Origin of the sequence: Paenibacillus sp. OK076 (genome assembly GCF_900110055.1) — a bacterium.
GTDB lineage: Bacteria > Bacillota > Bacilli > Paenibacillales > Paenibacillaceae > Paenibacillus.
Genome location: NZ_FOCH01000001.1, coordinates 213797 through 229342, shown reverse-complemented (window position 1 = coordinate 229342; position 15546 = coordinate 213797). Strand labels below are relative to the sequence as shown.

Sequence of the window (15546 nt, the reverse complement as noted above, 5' to 3'; positions counted from 1 at the left end):
TCTGTATGCTGCTTGTACTTAAGATTTGACGGAGCCAACCATGATTCCTTTTACAAAATGCTTTTGCAGGAAAGGGTAAATGATAATGATCGGCAAGGTGGCGATAATGATGGTTGCCATTTTGATGCCTTCCGGTGATGTATGTGCAAGGGTGCTGTAAACGGCAGAACCCGCATCGACGGAAATATCGTCACTTTCAAACAACTTCTTGAGTGTGACCTGAATCGGCCACCAGGCTGGATCATTCAGATAATACAGCGCAGTTGAATAGGCATTCCAGTGGCCTACCGCATAGAAAATACCGAGTGATGCCATGGCTGGTTTGGACAAGGGAATGACGATACGCCAGATGATGCCGAATTCCCCACAGCCATCGATGCGGGCAGCGTCGATCAGTTCACCCGGCAGCTGTGCGAAGAACGAGCGCATGACGAAAAAGTTAAAGGCATTGATCGCTCCTGGCACAATCAGTACCAGCGGATTGTTGACCAGATGCAGTTCTTTCATCAGGATAAAGTTCGGAATGAGCGGCGCCGAGAATACAACGGTTATTAGGACAAACATGACGACCACAGAGCGCCCCTTGTACTCTGGACGGGAAACGGGATACGCCAGCGATGCCGTTGCAGCGAGATTGACCAGCGTCCCGAACAGCGTCACCCCAACCGATACCGCAAATGCCCGCCAGAACGAAGCATCACCGAATACATATTCATAATTGATCCAGGTAAAAGCCACAGGCCAGAAGCTGACCTTTCCGCCCATGATCGCTTCCGAGCTGCTAAGAGATTGAGCCAGCACATTAATGAAAGGCAGAATCATCGTCAACGAGAGCAGCGTAAGAAAAACGAGATTTCCAATGCGGAATATACGGTAACGAACACTGGGGGTACGCATCGATCTCGCCTCCTAATACAGGCTTTCGCCGGTTGTTTTTTTGCTGAAGAAATTACCGAGTAGAACAAGCATCAAACCCACGACTGACTTGAACAACCCAATGGCTGTTGTATAGCTGTATTGCTGTGAGAGCAGGCCGGCTTTGTAGATATACGTATCGAGAATTTCACCCGATTCCAGATTGAGCGGATTCAGGAATACGAACACACGCTCAAAGCCCAGATCGAGGAACTTCCCGATGTGCAGCAGCAGCAGAATCATAATCGTCGGCAGTAAAGATGGGAGGGTAATCGACCATATTTGCTTCAAACGTCCGGCTCCATCTACCTCTGCCGCCTCATACAGATCGGGATTAATGCCCGCAATGGCAGCCAGGAAAATAATTGTGCCGTACCCGGAATCCCGCCAAATCCCCGAACCGATCAGAATGGAACGAATGTACGAGTCTTCCCCAAGAAAGTAGATCGGCTGCATGCCCAGAAATCCAAGTGCCTTGTTCACCACCCCGGCATCCATCGAGAAAATGCCCATGAATATTCCGCTAATAACGACCCAGGACAGAAAGTGAGGCATGTATACAATCGTTTGCAGCAAACGCTTAAACACAATCATCCGCACTTCATTCAGCAGAATGGCCAGTAAGATCGGTACCGGGAATGCAATTACGAGATCATATAGTCCGAGCAGAAGTGTATTGTTGAGAATTCGCAAAAAGTCATAATGGCTGAACATCTTCTGGAAATGCTCCAGGCCTACCCAATCACTTCCGGTAATGCCTTTGAAAATGTTGTAGTTCTGAAAAGCAATGATCGAGCCGAACAAGGGCACATATTTGAAGAGGAAAAAATAAAGGATGCCCGGTACGGAGAGCAAATATAGTATCCGGTATCTCCACAGATAACGTCCCGCATCTCCGAGCCGAGTGCCCAGACCAGACGAGTGAAGTCTGGCTGTTCCCCGGCTTGGCGGAGCAATGTCCGCCGGCTTCACGTCTTCTCCCCTCCTTGCTTCTGTGATTGCATGGCTTTCAAATTATCAGGAACGTTCTCGTCCCATGGGATTTCATTGAATTCAACGGAAATATAATCCGGCTCACGGTCGATAATACGAGATAGCTCGCGTGTGAACACCTCCACAATCTCCTGTTTTTGCTCATCCGTCCTGCCTTCATACAGTCTGATCGTAATTTCTGGCATCCGAGTTAAGCTCCCTTCACCATATAATGTAAACGCTTCAACAACTTCATCTTAGCGTTCCTGTGAGAGAGCAACAATAGACTGTCTTTTCGTTCACTTGTGTTTTTTTTAGGTTGAAGCAGCCTTTGCGCCACCATTTCAGGCTTTAAAAACAACTGTTCTTCTATGTAAATAAGCCTATAGCGGTTTCGCACGCTATAGGCTGAAAATGCTTGATATTATGGTTTTTTCACCTCGTCAGAAAGCTCCTCTACTATTTCAGCTCTCTAAGACTACATTTATTTTCCTATATACTCATCCAAAAAATGATCTACTCTCTGGAAATATTCAGTGGGGTAGTGATTGATCGCATCGATGTGCTCGGTGTTTTTCGGATACCATACTTCTGCGCTTGGGTTATCTTTTAAGGACTCGTATATCATTTCTGTATTTTTATAACTGATTTGCTGATCTCCAGTACCATGAATGAGCATAACTGGCTTGTCTTGCATTTTTTTCACCGCATCCATGGGAGATACGGAATCGAGATCAACATCAAAGACCCAATTGGCCATCCAGGTCGATGTATAACTGAATGGGAACGCAGGTAAACCTGAAAAGAAAGGCAGACCCTCTCTCAGAAATAGCCCAGCATTGCGAAACGGACTATCCGCGATTATAGCTTGGATATCATCACTTTCACTTGTGGCTAACAAAGAAGTAGCTGCACCCATTGAAAAGCCGATCACGCCAATGTTATCCCCCGCATGGTCTTTGGATTTTAAATAGTCTACGGCTCCCAGCAAATCGTATTTTTCATTGAGCCCAATTGTAATCAGATCACCATCGGATTTACCTTGCGAGCTGAGATCAAATGCCAATACATTGTAGCCTTTGGGAACGAAATGCTCTACTAACTTTGGCGTCCGCCCTTTGACTAAACGATTACTTGTATACCCATGGACGACAATAATCGTCTTATCGCTTGATTTAACACCAGCATTTGCAGGAAAGAAGGTACCTCTGATCGTATTATCATTTTTCAAACTCTTGAACTCGACCTCTTCGTAGGGCGTTTTATCGATATTCAATTCGTAGCTGACATTCGTGTCTCTAGGATGGTGCAACAAGGTGTCTACTACTTTATACGATATAAAAAATACAAGAGCCACCACAAGCAAAAGCACGATTCCCAGGCTCCATAAAATGTTGTTCCGTTTTTTCACACGAACGTTATGATTGGGTTCTAATGATGCTTGACTCATTCAGACTCCTCCAGTTTTTCTATAGGTGATATGGGTCCGAACAAATAAAAGGCATGCCCCTTCAGATTTTCCCACTCGGGATGATGAAGAATACTTTCTCCAAGAGTTAAAGCCACACCATTTAAGAAAGAGATATAAGCACGGGAGATCATTGCGGGAGAAAAGCTTTTGTTGAACTCTCCCATTAATTGTCCCTTGGCATAGACACTTTCGATCTCATCGGTCATTACCTTTATGCTCTCAAGGACCTTCTGTGTAAGTTCAGGGAACCTGATTCGTTGCCCTAAGACAGATTGGGCAAGCCGCAATTCATTGGTATAGAAGTAGATATGGTTGAATTGTTCTGCCACCATGTTCTTAATCAATGCGCCCGGCGTTCCCTCTTGTTGTAGACAAGCAAGTGATCTCATCTGTATATCAGCAAGCGGCTCAAGAACAGCGGCATAGAATAAAGCTTCTTTGCTAGGGAAATATTGAAAAATGGTTCCGGAAGTCACTCCCGCACTTTTCGCAATGATCGCCGTTGTGGTATTGGAATATCCGCTTTCTGCGAACAGGACAACAGCTTCTTTTAGAATCCGTTTACGACGCTCCAGTCTTTTTTCTTCATTGATGGGTCTTGCCAAATGTATTCCCCTCTCTTTAAGCTAAACTTTAATTAATTAAATGATCAGTTAATTAATTAAAGTTTAGCTTTAAATACGACTTATTGCAAGAGCGAATTCATCTTACTTACGAGCAGGATGAAAACTCAACAAATAAAAACAAGCCGGAGTGCGGCTCAACATGCGCCTCCGGCTTGTTTTTATCAGGTTACTTTGAATGAGTACACGTTCTGCCTTCCTTTAATTGTGGAGACAGTTGAAAGATAACTCCCTGTTGTCATAAAAAATGGACTCAAAACAGCAGCCTTGCAGCAGATCTGCAAGATCTTTCGGTATGCCGGGACAGCAACCGTCAGTGCTTAGGTAAGAACTTTTATAACTTTAACAACAATCTTAGATTAATAAACTATGCTGCCCTTTAGCTGAGCGAAGGGCTCCACGCGGCAGCCCTTTCGATGTTGAACTATAGTTCCCCTGGGAGTTTAATACTCATATTACGGTGTTAACAAAATGTAGTGTATCTGCTCAGAGTGACACTCACCTTTATGACAGTACCTGTACTAAATGTGCGTACTTACATATTTATAGTACAATCTTTATACTCAATGAAGGAAATAAATAAATTTCTATATACCCGGAATATAGAAACTTAAGAAAGAGGGATAATTATATGTCTAATGCTTGGAAAGTTTACTTATTAGCCGCTGTTAGCTTCTTGCTTGGAACATCCGAGTATATCATAGCAGGGATTCTCGACACAGTTGCAAGAGACGTTAATGTCTCCGTCGCTGCTGCTGGTCAGCTCATTACTGTTTTTTCACTCGCCTATGCTTTTGGAACACCTTTCCTCATCGCATTTACAGCACGAATGGAGCAGCGCAAGCTTTTAGTTTATTCACTTGGCGTATTTGTGATTGGAAATATTATCGCCGTAGTTTTACCTGGCTTTGAATTTCTTTTAGTTTCACGCGTTATTCTTGCACTAAGCATGGGAGTATTCGTTGTAACCTCCTTTACTGTCGCTACCAAGATGACTCCACCTGATAAACAAGGAAGTGCAATTGCAACAATCCTTATGGGCTTTAGCACCTCGTTGATTATCGGTGTTCCGCTAGGCAGAGTTATTGCTTCCGCTTATGATTGGAGATTGATCTTCGGAGGAATCGGTACACTTAGTATTCTTGCGATGATCGTTATACTCTTAGTCATCCCACGCTCAAATGGTGATGAGTCGGTTCCCTTGCGCAAACAGCTTGCTTTAATTAAGCAACCGAAAATAATTGCAGCTCTAATGATCACTTTCTTATGGATTTCTGGTTATTCTACTGTCTACACCTACATTTCTCCCTTCCTACTGTCGATTACAGGGATGAACAGTAAAACAGTTATCATTGCTTTATTCGCTTTCGGGATTGCCAGCTTATTCGGCTCAAAGCTTGGCGGCTATAGTACAGATAAATGGGGATTCCCTCGTACTTTATTTGTTAGTATGGTACTGCATGTAGTAGCCTTAGTTCTACTGTCATTATCAGCCCAATCGCCTGCTATCGTTTTCCTTGTGCTCATATTTTGGGCTCTCTCCGCTTGGTCAACAAGTCCAACTCAGCAATATCACTTAATGACGCTTGCTCCGGCGGCTTCAGGCATTATGGTGAGTATGAATAGTTCAGTTTTACAGCTTGCTATGGGCGCTGGTGCAGGAATTGGAGGCGTTGTCGTGGAACAAACTTCCTTAGCTTCGATTAGCTGGATTGGAGCAGCGGTTGTTGCCATCGCTGCAACAACAGTTATGGTATATTTACGAGTAACCCGCTCCAAAGCTCCACCAGAAATTAGGAAAGATATAAAAGAAACTAATATCTAAAAGGTTGGTGCTTAACCAGTTGCAAAAGCCAACGCGCACAAAATTGCTCAAGCGATCCAGTTGATTAACCGGCAATACTACCGTCCGCTCGTGATCAAGCAGCTTGCAAAGTCCGTACACATGAGCACGTCGGCGTTTCATAAACATTTCAAGCTCGTCACTGCGTTGAGCCCGTTGCAATACCAGAAAACGGTGCATTCGCAAGTAGCACGGCGCTTAATGTTGAAGGAAACCTTGCCCGCCTCGGATGCGACCTTCTGCGTAGGCTAAAAGAGCCCGTCACAGTTTAGCCGGGAGGCTATGCGAGTTAAGCTATTTGAGGCAAAAAATCACGCTCTTTGGCCTCAAGCTCCTCATGCTTATGAAGATACCAAGCATCCATGTGCTGGCACATCATAATGCCGTAAAAACGGATGTACCACATCTTGGTGGAATGATGGCGACCTGCCTCAAGTTATAATCGTTCTTCTCTCGCTTGTTACAGGTCTCCACGTTGGTGCGGCGTTTGTAGGTGAGATTCCACTGCTCTGAGCTTCTGGCCACATCGGGAAACAACCGGGGGTTATCCTTGCTGCAGGTATGGAAGGTTCGGCCGTATTGGGCATCAGAGCAAGGTGTAGAGCAAGTGTTGGTCGTTCTGTTTTGCATCATTGGGCAGATCCACTTATGCCGCTTCTGGGCATGATCGAAGCCGTAGGGTTTCATTTCCTTGCCTACAAGGCAGATTAGGACTCCCCTGGGAGAAATCTTCATATCGCTTTCAGTTTCCAGATTTTTGGTGCCACGCTCATTGAGATCAATGAACGGCTAAATCCCTTGATGCTTCAAAAGATCATAGATAGCCCCTGCATCGTGAGCAGCATCAAGGAGCATTTTCTACCGTGCCAAGGTAAAACGTTGCGAGAATTAAATTGGTTGAATCACCTAGTAATCATGTTTTGCAGTTCCCTATATATTGGTTTAATTGTCCGCCTCTCCTTAAAAAATGGCTTGACAATGTTTTAACTTATGGGTGGGCTCATGGTTCAAATGGAGGAGATAAATTAAAGAATCGCAAAGCTGCTTTAGCTGTATCTGCCGGAAGTAAAAAGAAGATTATAGTGAAGATGGAAGATATCACTATGTACTTAATTATTTATTATCTCCTTTTGAAACTACCTTCCTATACTGCAATGCAAATTATCGTTCGTTCTTTGCGTATTATGGTACGGAAAACGAGCCTGGTGAAAATGTGCCTGATACAGAAAATAAGCCGTCTGTAAGCGAATTGGAAAAAAACACACTAAATTATTTGAGTTTTCTTGACAATCTGTAATAGTTAGCTTTATTTAAGACTGCTATAAAAAAGAAGTATTTCCCTGTTCAGGAGATACTTCTTTGTAATATAAACAAAACAACTATGCCTACCGTTGTACAGCCTCCAGAGCTGGCGAACTGTTTTTCTCTCCCCACTCGCACATCATATTTAACAATGGAATGAGAGAAAGACCACTTTCAGATAATGAATATTCAACTTTTGGAGGTATTTGGGGAAATTCCTTGCGTATGATAAGCCCATCTGCCTCCAGCTCTTTCAACATGATGCTTTGCGTTTTAAAGGAGATGTTACCGATACATCGCTTCAGCTCATTAAACCGCATTACCTTATTTTCAGACAGCCAATACATAATGATCATTTTATATTTACCGCCTATTAAGGACAACGTGTATCCAAAGCCAGTTTCGTTTAGTTTCAAGCCAGTTGGAATAGTTTCGTGCACAAGCTACACTCTCCTTTTGGTAAGTATATGATATAAATATACATACTTTATAATAAATCATTATGCAATCTTATTGAAAGGATGTAAATCGCTATAAAATTTGATATATCCTAAATTTGAATAAATTTTAGAAACGGAATGGGACCCGAACGATGGCAGCACGAACGCGGAGGGCGAGTATTGACCAAAATAGGAAACGGTTAGTTGAGTAAAGATAACCTTTTTGTTACTTCTTCGATATTCGATTCACAATGGAGAATCTAAATAACCCTCTATGACAATGTCTGAACTTGGTTTAACTGTCCTTTCCATTTTCAAATAAGCGACCTTCCCATAAAGCATAATTAACTAGCTCATAAGTGAATTCCATTTTTGCTCTAAGTCGTTGAGGTAGCCTGCGCTATTGCGATGAATCCCCCAGGGTTTTCATGTGAGCATCACATTCGCACCTTCCTAAGTCACATATCGATTCCCTGGAATAATCTTTTTGATCTCCCATCCAACCATGACAAAGATCACATCCACCATTCCTGCCCGAATGCTACAGTTATAAACGACCATTTGACCAAATAAGTAATCTAGTCAATTCCGAGTTTACCCTTTTACATTCCATACAACAAGGAGGTGCATATACCATTAGAACCATTGATCGAAGGCAGCAGGTCATTGACTCGGCTGAAAAATCGTTCGCGTTGTTTGGTTACAAAGCAACAACCATGGAGCAGGTTGCCAGACTTGCCAATGTAGGCAAGGGGACGATCTATACTTTTTTCGAAAACAAGGAAGAACTGTTCGACGAGATTCTCCACTCGATCATTACCGATATGAAACAGATTACGGAGCAAACAGTGAAGGAAGAGAATTCGTTTCTGGATAACGTACACCTTAGCATGGACTCTTTGCTGGAGTACAGGGAAGAACATGAACTGTTGATCAAACTGTTTCAGGAGGTAAACGAGTTCGGCACGCCTCAGGCGAAGGAAGGTCTGCAAAAAGTAGAGACAGCCATTCTCGAATATCTGGAACGCCAAGTTCAGCGCGCCATGGAACTACAGCAGATTCGCGAGGACGATCCAAGGCTGGTCTCTTTTGTCCTGTTGAAGCTGTATGTCACCTTAACTTCCGATTGGAATAAAGCGCATCCTTCGCTGCACAAGGATCAGATCAAGGATTTCGTGGGCCTCTTTCTCAAAAGTGGATTATCCCCTACATAAAGAAAGATGCGCGGCTTAATCCTTTATCGATTAGAGATAGATATAGCAACAGAGTAGCGTAATGATGGGGAGAGAACATGATGAAATCATTCACTGTATTTGGGCAGGATTTGAAATCCGCCTTCAAGAAACCCAAAGTATTTATTCCGATTCTCGTGGTGCTGTTCATTCCGGTACTGTATAGCGGTCTGTTCCTCAATGCATTCTGGGACCCTTACGGCAAAATGAATGAATTGCCTGTCGCCGTGGTCAACACGGATCAGGGGGCAACCTACAATGACAAATCGCTGGAAGTCGGACAGAATCTGGTCGATGAATTGAAAAAAAGTGACGACTTCAAATGGCAATTTGTGACCCGAGAAGAAGCCGAGAAAGGCATGGAAGACAACACGTATTATATGACGATTGTTATTCCAGAGGATTTTTCCAAGAAAGCAACTACTCTGATGGATGACCATCCACAACCAGCAGAGCTGATCTATGAACCCAATGAAGGTTACAACTTCCTTGCGGGTCAGATTGGCGGGACTGCGGTCAAACAGATCAAATCCAAAGTCTCGGCCAAAGTGACGGAATCGTATACCGAAACGTTGCTCGACCAGGTGGAGAAAATCTCTAACGGTTTGGCGGATGCCGGAGATGGTGCAGGTCAGATCAACGAGGGTGCGGTTAAGCTGGATGAAGGTGCCTCCAAGCTGAAAGAGAACCTGTCCAAACTGGCCGATGGAACCAACAAACTCGAAACAGGCATTCCCCCGTTAAAAGAAGGCACGAACACCTTGGCTCAGGGTATTGGTGAACTTCATACGGGAGCGAGCTCCCTTTCCAATGGTTTGTCCCAATTGGCGGCAGCAGGTACGAAGCTTGGAGACGGAGCAGCACAGGCTGAAGCTGGCGGTAAAAAGTTACAGGCTGGGATTCAATCCACTAAGGAAGGAGCCGCAAAATTGGATGCTGGACTGGCAGCAACCGAGGAAGGCAGTGCCAAGCTGACCGCTGGATTGCAGACTTCAGTCGGAGGCAGTGGCAAAGTAAGTGAAGGTGCCAAGGCCGTTGCGCAAGGTCTTGCTCAATTAGCTGAAGCCAGTCCGGAGCTCGCTGCTAACCCTGCTGTACAACAGTTGCTGGCAGCAAGCCAGGCTGTTGCCGCTGGTAGCGAACAGGTATATCAAGGTGGACAGCAATTGCTTGAAGGCAGCCAAAACCTGCAAGCTGCTCAACATCAGCTGCATCAAGGCAGCAGCCAGTTAGTGCAGGGTGAGCAGCAGCTTTTAGAAGGAGCAACACAATTGTCCGCTGGACAGGTGCAGCTTGCGACTAGCCTCCAGCAGTTCAACTCCAAGTTGTCTGAGGCTGCCGCTGGCGGAGCCAAACTTTCAGAGGGTTCGAGTCAATTAAACGCAGGTGCAGGGAAACTGGTTGATGGGTTGAACCAACTTTCAGACGGAATCACCACCATTGCCGATGGTTCCCGCAAGCTGGATAACGGCGCAGGAGATTTAAAAGAAGGTACCACCAAGTTGACCGACGGCTCTGGTGAGCTTGCCACCAAACTGAATGATGCCGCCGATCAAACGGGTAGTGTGAAAAAGACGGATGAACTTGTAACGATGTATGCAGAGCCTGTTCAGGTGGATGAACATAAACATAATGAAGTGCCCAACTATGGTACAGGATTCTCGCCATACTTCCTGTCATTGGGACTGTTTGTCGGGGCATTGATTGCAACGCTGGTTGTACCAACACGCAGCAGCTCGGTTACCGATGCGAGTGGTTGGAATCGTTTTGTGAGCAGAACGCTTGCTTTCACGATCATGAGTGCCGTGCAGTCCCTGCTTGCTTCCTGGCTTGTCTTGTCCGGCTTGGGCCTGGAAGTTCAAAGCGTGCCTTTGTTCCTTTTATTCAGTTTCGTTACCAGCCTGACCTTCATGTACATCATTCAGGCTCTCGTCACTTGGTTGGAGAATCCCGGCCGCTTCCTGGCGATCCTCATGTTAATCTTTCAACTGACCACCAGTGCAGGTACGTTCCCGTTGGAGCTCATTCCGAACTGGCTGAAAGGTTTCAACCCATGGCTGCCAATGACCTATTCGGTAACCGGGTATAAAGCGGTTATTTCAAGTGGACAGTTCGGTGTGGCATGGGATCAGATCGGAATTCTGTGCATCTTTGCGGTGATTGGTCTGGCGGCTACCTTTGCCTATTTCATGATGCATCGAACAAATGAGGTCGAAGAAGTAAACAGTGAAGCAGTGCTTCACGTGTAAGGTGGAAACATAAAAAGCAAGGCCTGTTATAAGCAACGCCCTCGCCTCAATAACAGCGGGTGTTTGCTTATACACGGCCTTGCTTTTTTAGTGAAGAGACAAAAATGTAGATCGCCCTTCCTCATTCCTCGATCCTAATATGTAGAAGAAATCTCGCCGCTAGAAAATGCGACAAATGCAACCAGTAGGAGCAAAATGATAATTGCATAAATCGCCGTGCCAATGATGCCACAGACAAGACCAGCAATCGCGAGTCCTCTTCCCTGTTCCATGCGAAGCTTGATTTCTTTAAGAGAAATAGATGCAAATACGATAGCAACAATCCCTATCAGAAATCCCAAGTATGGAATCATCACTGACAAAATCCCCAAGACAAGAGCTGCGATAGACTTGCTATTGGTTTTTGGTACTACATAAGGTGGTGGCGGAAGCGGATCGCTATAATAACGGTCCACATCATTATGACGTTGATCCAAAGGTAAATCCTCCCTGTTTATTAAGTAGTCTTATTATACTTGATTAACTGGGAAAATATGTCCCATTATTTGTAAATATTCCGATTTTATTAAATATATTTACTTTTTTGTCCGGAAACACGGAGCACCTAAGAGCACAGGAAATATGATATTCTATTTTAAGGATAAGGAGGTTTATTATGTATAAATTCGCATCTTTACTATTGTCACTTACTTTTCTGATGACGGGTTGCAGTGAAACGGATAAATCGGTCGAAGCTTTGAAGTCGGTAGAGCTTCATGAGGAAAATATCCATACTATCAAGGAACTACGTGAAGAAAACGCTCATCTTCAGGAACAGATCGTTCAACTTCAAGAGAACGTACATAGCGAGGAGCTCAGAAACAATTTAAGAGAAACTCTAAACATGACGTTTAAGCTGATCGCTGCTATGGAGTCTGGAGATATTGCGTATATTGAGTCCGTATCTTCACCCAATGTAGATATATCCAAAAATAGCAATACCATGATTATTCATAATGCAGGCCACTCCTATGAAGTCAATTTCCTTAAAGGTATACAGTGGGATGAATTCGAATTTAGAGGTTATGACCAAAAGGATTCGGACCACTTCATGCTGTTCATATCCACATACATCACGACAAAGGGTTCGGAAGGAAATACCGCATATGAGTTCTCTTTTGTTCGTTCCCCAGAAGGAAATTGGCTATTTGACGGCTACATCTCATGAATGAAACTTAGTCAAAAAAAAGTGATGCTACATTTGAATGTAACATCACTTTTTTTAAATATATCTATGTTTGCTTACCCTTCCACTTCCACTCGCTGCAAAAACGTGCGCGTGCGCTCCAGCTTGGCATTGCCAAAGATCTGCTCCGGCGGTCCCGCCTCGGCGATTTCGCCGTTGTCCATGAAGAAAACGCGATCCGCGACATCGCGGGCAAAGCTCATCTCATGGGTGACGATCATCATCGTCATATTCTCTTGCGCCAGTTGCTTGATGACCCGCAGTACTTCCCCCGTCAGCTCGGGATCAAGTGCCGAGGTCGGCTCGTCGAACAGCAGAATGTCGGGCTGCATCATCAGTGCGCGCGCAATCGCTACGCGCTGTTTCTGTCCACCGGACAGATTGGCGGGATAAGCATCCGCCTTGTCGGACAGCCCTACTTTACCGAGCAATTCAAGACTTCGCTGCCGGATGATTGCTGAGCTTTCTTTTTTCAACGTCTTCGGTGCCAATTCCAGATTCGCCTGTACCGTCAGATGCGGAAACAGGTTGAAATGCTGAAAGACCATGCCCATGCGATCCGTAATCTTCCGAATATCCGCGGCACCTGCATACGAACCGTTCTCAGCCAGCGCCTGGCCTTGAATGCGAATGGTTCCTCCCGAAATATCCTCAAGATAAATCAGGCTGCGTAACATCGTACTTTTACCTGAACCGGAAGGCCCGATTACGGCAATAACCTCACCTGGCTCCACGTTGAACGATACCTGCTTCAGCACATCAAGTGTACCGAATGATTTTCTTAATTGATTCACTTCTATAATATGTGTCATATGCAGACAGTCCTTTAATTGATGAGATTGGATAACTTCATAAACTTCTGTTCCGTACGCGTTTACTCAAATGTATAACGTTTCTCCAGTGCCTTGAAGAACAAGGTGAGTACCATGGTCATCAGCAAATACATAATAGCTGCAATCAGGAATGGTGTCAGACGGAAATCCCGGTTTACTGCGGCCTGTGCGTAATGCAGCAGCTCAGGTACAGCAACAGCATACAGCAATGCCGTATCTTTAATAAGGCTTATGGATTCATTTGCAGTAGCAGGTAATGCTACCCGAAACATCTGCGGGATGATGACTTTCGTCATCGTCTGCCATTTGCTTAGACCCAGTACCTGTGCAGCTTCATGTTGTCCTTTATCAATCGAGAGCAATCCACCTCTGAAAATCTCGGCAAAGTACGCACCATAATTCAAAATAAAGGCCAGTGCTGCCGCCGTAAAGCGGTCAAATACAAGATACTCCCCTACGCCTGGAAGCAGCGGCAGACCGAAGCAGAAGAACAACAGCTGCAACATCAGCGGCGTTCCCCGCATCACATATACGTACGTATGAGCGATCCATGCCAACGGCTTGAATCGGCTTTTCATCAATAAAGTTACTCCAAATCCAAGTGGTACAGACACTATAATGGCCAGCAAAAATAAAAAGATCGTGGTCTGTGCCCCTTCAAGCATGGGCTTCATGACGCCCCATAAATACTCCCAGCTCATCGCAATCGGCTCCTCTAATCTGTTAACCCCGCATTCCGCAGGAGAATTGCTCCTTTTTGGAATCCGGGGTCATGTTGTTTACTACATATGTCAGGCAAGTGGCCTAATCCTATTTCAAAACTTCATCTTCACCAAACCACTTGGTGGAAATCTCGGCTGCTGTGCCATCGGCATTCAGCTCATCCAGTGCTTTTTGCAGCTGATTCAGCAGTTCTTCATTGCCTTTTTTCACACCAATGCCGTATTGTTCCGGAGCAAGAGATTCATCCAGCAGTTTGAACGTTCCCTCTTCCTTGGACATGTAATATCTCGCGACCACTTCGTCGATGATGACAGCATCCAAACGTTTCGTCTTGAGATCGGTAAGGGCCAGTACGTTGTCCGGGAATTCGGAAGCATTCACTTTATCCTTCAGAGGACTTGCCGCGAGTGCATCTGCCGCAGAGGACAAGGCCTGCAAACCTACATTTTTGCCATCCAGTTCATCCAGCTTCGTAATCGGTGAGTCCGCGAGTGTGACTGCAACCTGGCTGTTCTCCAGATACGGCTTCGTGAACAGCACTTTATCTTTCCGCTCATCCGTAATCGTGTACCCGTTCCAGATCAGGTCGATGCGGCCGCTGTTCAGCTCCGATTCTTTGGAAGACCAATCAATGGGCTGGAACGTAATTTCTTTACCCATTTTCTCCGCTGCCGCTCTGGCATAATCGATATCAAAACCAACAATTTCATTCTTGTCATCCCGGAAGCCCATTGGAGCAAATTTATCATCTATCCCCACAATAATGGCATTATTATCTTTGCTTCCCGAACTGGAACATCCAGCAACAACAATCATGCATATGCTGATCAATAATAGAAATATCGCTTGTTTTCTCATCTCTCTAACCCCTCCATGTCTATAACCAAAACCCAAACGCTTTAGTTCGTTACCACGTTATCAGAGTCTTATAATAACATAGCATAGGAGAAGAGTCGAGCCTCTTACCTTTTCCTTATCTTTGAACCCAATTAATTGTCAACAATTTGTGAAAAAGCTGCTTTCACTTGCATGGAATCTACCAGCTTCTTACGTACTGTTGAATCCCACTCCCCCGGTTCCTGGAGTGTCTTCAGTTCCGTTCCGGCTTATGACAGCGAGCAACATTCTTCTCTTGCTTTTCGTCTGGGAGATATTAGGGAGGTGAATAAAATAAAAGTATTCATTACTATGAGAACGATAATTTCATTCGTGTTCCTTACAACTTTACTAATATTATCCGGATGTAATTCTACTCCAAGTAACAGTACTAACGGAACTGCCTCACCCCCAGCGACAAATGCAAAGGAAGCCGAGATAGGATCAAAACAGGTTCAGGAATCGGAGCCCAACTTACCTAAGAAATTGCCTACGCCAACTATTCAGAGCGAAAGCGGCATCTCTATTCCAGCTGTACAGGGCAGTTATTGCTGGAGTGGCACCTGTGCTGATTATGTGGGAGGTAAGGACTTGCTTAAAGGACATACACCTATGTCCGCTCTGGTTGGTGAAAAAGTATCCATAGATATGGGCATAGATATGGGCATAGATATCCCACCTGATGAATTAGATTTGTTTGAATATGTGGAGGAGAAAATCAAGCCTCTCGCTTTAACGAAGGAGTCATTCCATCTACCGCAAGAACCAGGAACCCACTACTATGGTGCATCTGTCCGCTGGACTTCAAGTCAAGATTCACAGATCAGCTACTGAAGTACTTC

16 protein-coding genes and 1 pseudogene are annotated in these 15546 nt (G+C 44.8%); 6 read left to right on the top strand and 11 right to left on the bottom strand.

The features are described 5' to 3' along the window. Positions 1-18: 18 nt before the first annotated feature. From BMY78_RS00995 to BMY78_RS00975, 5 genes are all read right to left on the bottom strand, one after another. Positions 19-897: a carbohydrate ABC transporter permease gene (locus BMY78_RS00995; RefSeq protein ID WP_090893799.1), complete on the bottom strand. Its 879-nt coding sequence runs from the start codon at positions 895-897 to the stop codon at positions 19-21. 12 nt (positions 898-909) lie between these two features. After that, on the bottom strand, positions 910-1827 hold the full coding sequence (locus tag BMY78_RS00990) for an ABC transporter permease (RefSeq protein ID WP_063567852.1): 918 nt from the start codon (positions 1825-1827) through the stop codon (positions 910-912). Positions 1828-1883: 56 nt separating this feature from the next. Then, the gene (locus BMY78_RS00985; RefSeq protein WP_063567830.1) at positions 1884-2093 is read right to left on the bottom strand and encodes a tautomerase family protein; all 210 of its coding nucleotides are present in this window, start codon (positions 2091-2093) and stop codon (positions 1884-1886) included. Between the two features lie 278 nt (positions 2094-2371). Then, positions 2372-3337, bottom strand: coding sequence for an alpha/beta hydrolase (locus BMY78_RS00980; RefSeq protein WP_090893794.1), 966 nt, complete (start codon positions 3335-3337; stop codon positions 2372-2374). Continuing rightward, positions 3334-3963: a TetR/AcrR family transcriptional regulator gene (locus tag BMY78_RS00975; protein WP_090893791.1), complete on the bottom strand. Its 630-nt coding sequence runs from the start codon at positions 3961-3963 to the stop codon at positions 3334-3336. Before BMY78_RS00975 ends, BMY78_RS00980 begins: the two co-directional genes overlap by 4 nt. A gap of 649 nt (positions 3964-4612) precedes the next feature. Here BMY78_RS00975 and BMY78_RS00970 point away from each other — a divergent pair. Next, on the top strand, positions 4613-5806 hold the full coding sequence (locus BMY78_RS00970; protein ID WP_090893789.1) for an MFS transporter: 1194 nt from the start codon (positions 4613-4615) through the stop codon (positions 5804-5806). Between the two features lie 393 nt (positions 5807-6199). Here BMY78_RS00970 and BMY78_RS33055 read toward each other — a convergent pair whose 3' ends face one another. Further along, positions 6200-6457, bottom strand: a complete 258-nt coding sequence (locus BMY78_RS33055) for a hypothetical protein (protein WP_218152265.1) — start codon at positions 6455-6457, stop codon at positions 6200-6202. A 257-nt stretch (positions 6458-6714) separates the two neighbouring features. Here BMY78_RS33055 and BMY78_RS00955 point away from each other — a divergent pair. Then, positions 6715-7121: pseudogene (locus BMY78_RS00955) on the top strand (NAD(P)H-dependent oxidoreductase); the annotation flags it as partial. Positions 7122-7209: 88 nt separating this feature from the next. Here BMY78_RS00955 and BMY78_RS00950 read toward each other — a convergent pair. After that, entirely contained in the window at positions 7210-7566 is a 357-nt protein-coding gene (locus tag BMY78_RS00950; RefSeq protein ID WP_090893786.1) for a winged helix-turn-helix transcriptional regulator, read from the bottom strand. Positions 7567-8201: 635 nt separating this feature from the next. Here BMY78_RS00950 and BMY78_RS00945 point away from each other — a divergent pair. Both BMY78_RS00945 and BMY78_RS00940 read left to right on the top strand, forming a co-directional pair. Beyond that, on the top strand, positions 8202-8780 hold the full coding sequence (locus BMY78_RS00945) for a TetR/AcrR family transcriptional regulator (RefSeq protein ID WP_090893784.1): 579 nt from the start codon (positions 8202-8204) through the stop codon (positions 8778-8780). Between the two features lie 80 nt (positions 8781-8860). Next, positions 8861-11047, top strand: a complete 2187-nt coding sequence (locus BMY78_RS00940) for a YhgE/Pip domain-containing protein (RefSeq protein ID WP_090893782.1) — start codon at positions 8861-8863, stop codon at positions 11045-11047. Positions 11048-11181: 134 nt separating this feature from the next. Here the strand turns inward: BMY78_RS00940 and BMY78_RS00935 are convergent, their stop codons facing one another. Then, a complete protein-coding gene (locus BMY78_RS00935) occupies positions 11182-11523 on the bottom strand; it encodes a DUF4190 domain-containing protein (protein ID WP_090893780.1) in 342 nt (113 codons plus the stop codon). A gap of 179 nt (positions 11524-11702) precedes the next feature. Between BMY78_RS00935 and BMY78_RS00930 the strand changes: the two genes are divergently transcribed. Next, positions 11703-12254, top strand: a complete 552-nt coding sequence (locus tag BMY78_RS00930; RefSeq protein ID WP_090893777.1) for a mediator of RNA polymerase II transcription subunit 4 — start codon at positions 11703-11705, stop codon at positions 12252-12254. 74 nt (positions 12255-12328) lie between these two features. Here BMY78_RS00930 and BMY78_RS00925 read toward each other — a convergent pair whose 3' ends face one another. The 3 genes from BMY78_RS00925 to BMY78_RS00915 all read right to left on the bottom strand — a co-directional run bounded on the left by BMY78_RS00925 (position 12329) and on the right by BMY78_RS00915 (position 14686). Beyond that, entirely contained in the window at positions 12329-13084 is a 756-nt protein-coding gene (locus BMY78_RS00925) for an amino acid ABC transporter ATP-binding protein (RefSeq protein WP_090893774.1), read from the bottom strand. A gap of 62 nt (positions 13085-13146) precedes the next feature. After that, a complete protein-coding gene (locus BMY78_RS00920) occupies positions 13147-13806 on the bottom strand; it encodes an amino acid ABC transporter permease (RefSeq protein WP_090893772.1) in 660 nt (219 codons plus the stop codon). A 109-nt stretch (positions 13807-13915) separates the two neighbouring features. Then, on the bottom strand, positions 13916-14686 hold the full coding sequence (locus tag BMY78_RS00915; protein WP_090893770.1) for an amino acid ABC transporter substrate-binding protein: 771 nt from the start codon (positions 14684-14686) through the stop codon (positions 13916-13918). Positions 14687-14989: 303 nt separating this feature from the next. On the opposite strand from BMY78_RS00915, the gene BMY78_RS00910 reads away from it, so the two are divergent. Then, the gene (locus tag BMY78_RS00910; RefSeq protein WP_090893769.1) at positions 14990-15538 is read left to right on the top strand and encodes a hypothetical protein; all 549 of its coding nucleotides are present in this window, start codon (positions 14990-14992) and stop codon (positions 15536-15538) included. The last annotated feature ends 8 nt before the right edge of the window (positions 15539-15546 follow it).